The organism is Pseudoflavonifractor sp. An184 (assembly GCF_002160305.1).
In the GTDB taxonomy this organism is placed as follows: Bacteria; Bacillota; Clostridia; order Oscillospirales; family Oscillospiraceae; genus Lawsonibacter; species Lawsonibacter pullicola.
Genome location: NZ_NFKI01000139.1, coordinates 1 through 1,077, shown reverse-complemented (window position 1 = coordinate 1,077; position 1,077 = coordinate 1). Strand labels below are relative to the sequence as shown.

General features: G+C 53.9%; 1 protein-coding gene. It reads left to right on the top strand.

Annotated elements, in window-relative coordinates; translation table 11 throughout:
• Positions 1 to 419: 419 nt before the first annotated feature.
• Positions 420 to 1,077: hypothetical protein (locus tag B5F19_RS17370; RefSeq protein WP_162612609.1), on the top strand; the 658-nt coding region annotated here is incomplete at its 3' end.

The following is a 1,077-nucleotide window of genomic DNA, read 5'->3' as shown; positions in this document are numbered from 1 at the left end:
GGCATTCGCACCCAAATCGACCTGCTGGTGGAGCAGGCCTGCGACCGGCTGATGGAAGCGGAACAGCTTACCGTCGGCTGGGATGTGGGTAAGGGGGTGAGTGACGTGTGATGTGCTCTTCCCCGCCTCTGCGATTATGAGGCGACCATTTCAAACAGTAAGGAGGAACGGGTAAAATGAAAAAAAGAATCTTGTCGGCACTGTTGACATCTTGTATGGTGCTGACACTGCTGCCTGTTTCGGCATTGGCGGCACCGGCAAATGAGACTGGGGCTCAGTTCTCAAATACAGCAACATCTGAGCAGGAACAAAAAGAAATCATCATGAAGATCCAGTTTATTTGCGACGGCGAAGTCGTAAAAGCTGGTGACTTCTTTGTTCCTGCGGGCGTTCAGAACTACTCTGTGCTAAAGGAGTATGTGCCCGAAGGATACCAAATGACCGCGTCCGGCGACTTTATGGCAGGGGCTGACGCAACGCTGTTTATCAACGTCGAGAAGATTGCCCCTGAAGCAGTTATTATGAACATCCAGTTTAAGTGCGGTGATGAAGTCATTGCCGGCGGCGATTACTTTGTGCCTGCCGGAGTGCAGAATTACTCCGTGCTGGAGCAGTATGTGCCTACTGGCTATAGGATGACCGTGTCCGGCGACTTCATGGCTGAGAAGAACGGTAAGCTGGAGATCGGCGTTGAGAAGGTTATGGCCGATACCGACGTCATCATGAACATTGCCTTCAAGACCGCTGATGGTACCTTTGTTGCCGGCGGCGACTACTTCGTGCCTGCCGGCGTTCAGAACTACTCCGTGCTGGAGCAGTATGTGCCCAAAGGGTACGAGATGACTGTGTCCGGTGATTTCATGGCCGAGGACGGCGGCAAGCTGGTTGTCAACATCGAGAAGATCAGCACCGACGTTATCATGAACATCCGCTTTGTGACCGTTGACGGCGAGTTCGTCGCTGGCGGTGACTACTTCCTGCCTGAGGGCATCCAGAACATGAGCATTCTGGAGAAGTACGTGCCCGAGGGGTACAAGATGATGGAGTCCGGCGACTTCACCGTCACCGCGGGCGGCC